The sequence below is a fragment of the Kitasatospora sp. NPDC089797 genome (assembly GCF_040684795.1).
Classification (GTDB): domain Bacteria; phylum Actinomycetota; class Actinomycetes; order Streptomycetales; family Streptomycetaceae; genus Kitasatospora.
Genome location: NZ_JBFBGS010000108.1, coordinates 1 through 4,132 on the forward strand (window position 1 = coordinate 1; position 4,132 = coordinate 4,132).

Here is a 4,132-nt window from a genome sequence, read left to right on the forward strand (position 1 = left end):
TCCGCGGAGACCACCACGGTGTGGGACACCCCGGGGGTGTTGTCCACGAAATTGGTGATCAGCCAGTTCAGGTTCTGTGCGGCCTGGCTCATCTGAGTCAACTCAACGCTCCTGGTGGTTCGAGCCGCCGAAGAGATCGGTGCTCCGGTTCTGTCCGCTGCCGGACTGGTCTGCCTGATCGGGGTCGATCCGGAAGCTTCCGGTGTTGCCGGCCGTGCGGCCCTGCTCCACGCCGCGGCGCAGGTTGGTGAGGCGGCCACGGACCTCCTCGGGGCTGCGGGAGACCTGCGGCCCCTCCTGCGGGGTGGGCTTGGCGTTGCCGGGCACCAGGTTCTGCTTGGGCACGCGCCGGGGCAGTCCGGCCCCGGTGGTGCCGGCGGACGAGGGCTCGCGCAGCTGCTCGGCACGCTGCCAGTCGCCGTCGTTCGGCGACTGCCAGGGGGAGGCGGTCGGGCCGGTCGGGCCGTATCCGCCCAGTGCGGACACGTCGTGGCCGCGGGTCTCGGCGGGCGCCGAGGTGTCCTTGGCGCCGGCGAACCAGTTCGGGGTCTCCCCGGACGCGTTGCCGCCGGCCGGGGCGGTGCCCAGGTTGCCGCCCGCCAGCTGCTGGCCGGGGCGGCGCTGGGGCAGCCCGGACGGCAGGGTGGGGGTCGGCTCGGCGGCGGGCAGGGCGGGCGGCTCCGGGGTGTACGGGTGGCCCGCGGGGGCCTCCTCGGCCCGGTGGCCGTAGCCGTCCTGGGCGTACTGGTCCTGCTGGTAGCCGGTCTGGTCGTAGCCGTACTGGTCGTCGGCGTAGCCGTCCTGCTGGTAGCCGCCCTGCTGCGGGTACTGGCCGTAGCCGTCCTGGGCGTACTGGTCCTGCTGGTAGCCGGTCTGGTCGTAGCCGTACTGCTCGTCGGCGTAACCGTCCTGCTGGTAGCCGCCGTCCTGCTGGTAGTTCTGCTGCGGGGCGTACGGGTCGTAGCCCTGCTGGTAGTCCTCCTCGACCTCGGCGTCCAGCACCTGCTCGTGCGGGGCGCTCTCCAGGGCCGCGCGGCGGACCTGGTCGAGGCGCTGCGAGCGCTGGACGGCCTCCAGGGCCGGGCTGAACCCGGAGGAGCCGGAGTTGCCGATCCCGGTGAGGTGGTCGTCGAAGCCCAGCTCGGCGGCGCTGCGGCCGGCGTTCTGCTCCGGAGCCCACTCGGGGGCCGGCTCCTGGTCGGCGAAGATCCGGGAGACGGTGAACTGCTCCTCCGGCTCCGGCGCCACCGCGGGCTTGGTGACGAACGGCGGGAGCATGACCAGCGAGGTGGTGCCGGCCGACTCGCCGGACGGGCGCAGCTGGACGCGGATGTCGTGCCGCTGGGAGAGCCGGCCGACCACGAAGAGGCCCATGCGGCGGGAGATGGTGGCGTCGACCGTGGGCGGCTCGGCCAGCTTCTCGTTGATCTCCGCGAAGTCGTCGGCGGTGAGGCCGATGCCCTTGTCGTGGATCTCGACCAGCACCCGGCCGTCCGGCAGGCGGGTCGCGTTGACCAGCACCCGGGTCTGCGGGCTGGAGAACGAGGTGGCGTTCTCCAGCAGCTCGGCGAGCAGGTGGACGAGGTCGGTCACGGCGGCGCCGACGACCTCGACCTCGGGGATGCCGGACAGCTCGACGCGCTCGTACTGCTCCACCTCGGAGGCGGCGGCGCGCAGCACGTCGACCAGCGGGACCGGGGTGTTCCAGCGGCGGCCGGCCTCCTCGCCCGCGAGGACGAGCAGGTTCTCACCGTTGCGGCGCATACGGGTCGCCAGGTGGTCCAGCTTGAAGAGGTTCTCCAGCTGGTCCGGGTCGGCCTCGTTGTTCTCCAGGTCGGTGATCAGCGCCAGCTGGCGCTGGATCAGGCTCTGGCTGCGGCGCGAGAGGTTGGTGAAGATCGCGTTGACGTTCCCTCGCAGCAGGGCCTGCTCGGCGGCGAGCGCCACGGCCTGCTGGTGGACCTGGTCGAAGGCCCGGGCGACTTCGCCGATCTCGTCCTTGCCGTGCAGCGGGATCGCGGTCACCGAGGTGTCGACCCGGTCGGGGTCGGTCTTGGAGAGCTTCTCGACCAGGTCCGGCAGGCGGTGGTCGGCGATCTCCAGGGCGGCGCTGCGCAGGGTGCGCATGCCGAGGATCATCGAGCGGGCGACGTAGCCGGTGAGCAGGCCCGCCAGGATCAGCGCGGCGACGACGATGACCGTGTTGAGGATGGCGTCGTAGAGCGCGTTGTCCTTGAGGTTGCGGGAGTCGGTGAGGACGTCGTCCAGCAGCGCGATTTCGGTGTTCCGCAGGGCCTGGATGTGGGTTCCGGCGGCCTGGTTCCAGTTGTCCGGGGTCAGACCGGAGTTCTTGGCCTCGGCGTAGGCGGCGTCGGCCGCGGCCTTGCCCTTCTGCTGGCCCACGGCGGCGGCCTCGGCGTAGTTCCCGGCGAGTGCCAGCAGGCCCTGCACGGTGGGCGCGGTGCCGTTGGGCATCTTGTAGGCCGAGCGGTCCTGGGCGGTGGCCAGGGCGACCTGGGCGTCACCGTACTTCCGGGCGTCCTCGGGGGCGGCACCGGTGTTGAACTCCGAGAGCGAGACCTGCTCCAGCTTCTCGGAGACCAGGATCTGCTGGGTCATGTCCTGGTTCTCGTAGCGCGTGGTCACGCCCTGCGAGATCCCGACCAGCAGGTTGAGCATCAGTGCGCGCTGGGTCGAGGCGGAGGCCTTGGCCAGCGACATCGCGTAGATCGCGCGGCCCTTGCTGGTGGCGTTGGAGGAGCCGTTGCCGACCGAGTTGTCGTAGGCCAGCAGCGGTGCGTACATCGCCGAGTAGGCGCTCGCGGTGGCGCTGGCGAACAGTTCCTTGCCGTACGCGGCCTGGCGCAGGTGCGGCAGGTCGATCACCATGGCCTCGAAGGCCTCGTGGCGGCGCGGCAGTTCGCCGGACTTGTCGGAGGCGGCGTACGCGGCGTTGTAGGCCTTCAGCGCGGCGTCGGTGTCGGCGCGGCGCTTGGTGACCTCGTTGTTCGGGTCCTGCCCGGTGAGCAGGGGTATCAGGGTCTTGTCGCGCTCGTTCTCGAGCGCCTCGGCGAGTTCGGTCGCCGCCTTGGCCAGCTCGGCGGTCTTCTCGGCGCGGGAGGCCTTGATGTAGCCGTCGACCGAGGTGTTCACTCGCAGACCGCCGAAGACGAGACTGATGATCACGGGGATCAGCAGGATCGCGATCAGTCGGGTCGGCACGCGCCAGTTGCGCGGACGGAGGAAGTCGTACCGGCTGGAGCCGTCGTCGCCCGCCGGACCGGCACCCGGGCGCGGTTCCCCGGCGGCCGTCGGGGGCTTGGGGGCCGGCGTGGCCTGGGGGCGCTCCTCGGTGGGAGTGAACGCGGAGAATCCGGCCTGTTCCGCGGCGTTGCCGTTCGGCTCGCTCTGGCGGGGCTCGGAGCGCCGCTGCGGGGCGGGTTGCTGCTTACGCCTCACTCGACTACTACCTCTCGGCCGACTTGCCGGCCATGGATCAATCCAGCGCTACCCCCGGGGCCCTGGCCCGGCACCGGACGACCGACGCGGGATATTCAGGGGTAGCTGGAATTTCAGCACGTGCAGGGATGGGGGACAAACAGCCGTCGCAAGGCACCCGCGCCGGAACAATCCGGACAATCAACGACATGACGGAGCAAATCCGTGGTCATCTGGCGCTGAGTGACGCTGTTTCGCCACTCTGCGTCATTGTTGATCACAAAATGCCTACCGAACTGTTATCCGCTGCTTATACAAGGGTCTTGCGCACGGCCCCGGGAGGACATCGGCCGGTAAGGCACCGCCGCCCCGGCGACCCGTCAGTGTGACGGTTCGCCGGGGCCGGACGGTTCCGTGTTGTCGCACACTCGCCTCCGGGCCGCGCACTCGGCGCGGTGTTCTCGCACACTCGCCTCCGCGCCGCGCACTCGCCTCCGGGCCGTCCGGTTCAGCGGAGTCGGGCGAGGAGGGCGTGTTCGACGAGGGTGATGAGGGCGCTCTTGGCGCTGTCGCGGCGGCGGGCGTCGAGGGCGATGACGGGGGTGTCGGGGCCGAGTTGGAGGGCTTCGCGGACTTCGTCGGCGGTGTGGGGCTGGTGGCCGTCGAAGCCGTTGAGGGCGACGACGAAGGGCAG

Annotated in this window: 1 protein-coding gene and 1 pseudogene; both read right to left on the reverse strand. The window is 70.9% G+C overall.

Annotated elements, in window-relative coordinates; all coding sequences use genetic code 11:
• Nucleotides 1-102: 102 nt before the first annotated feature.
• Nucleotides 103-3,459, reverse strand: a complete 3,357-nt coding sequence (locus AB0O91_RS41055) for a nitrate- and nitrite sensing domain-containing protein (protein WP_363444638.1) — start codon at nucleotides 3,457-3,459, stop codon at nucleotides 103-105.
• Nucleotides 3,460-3,946: 487 nt separating this feature from the next.
• A pseudogene (locus tag AB0O91_RS41060) lies at nucleotides 3,947-4,132 on the reverse strand (ATP-binding protein); the annotation flags it as partial.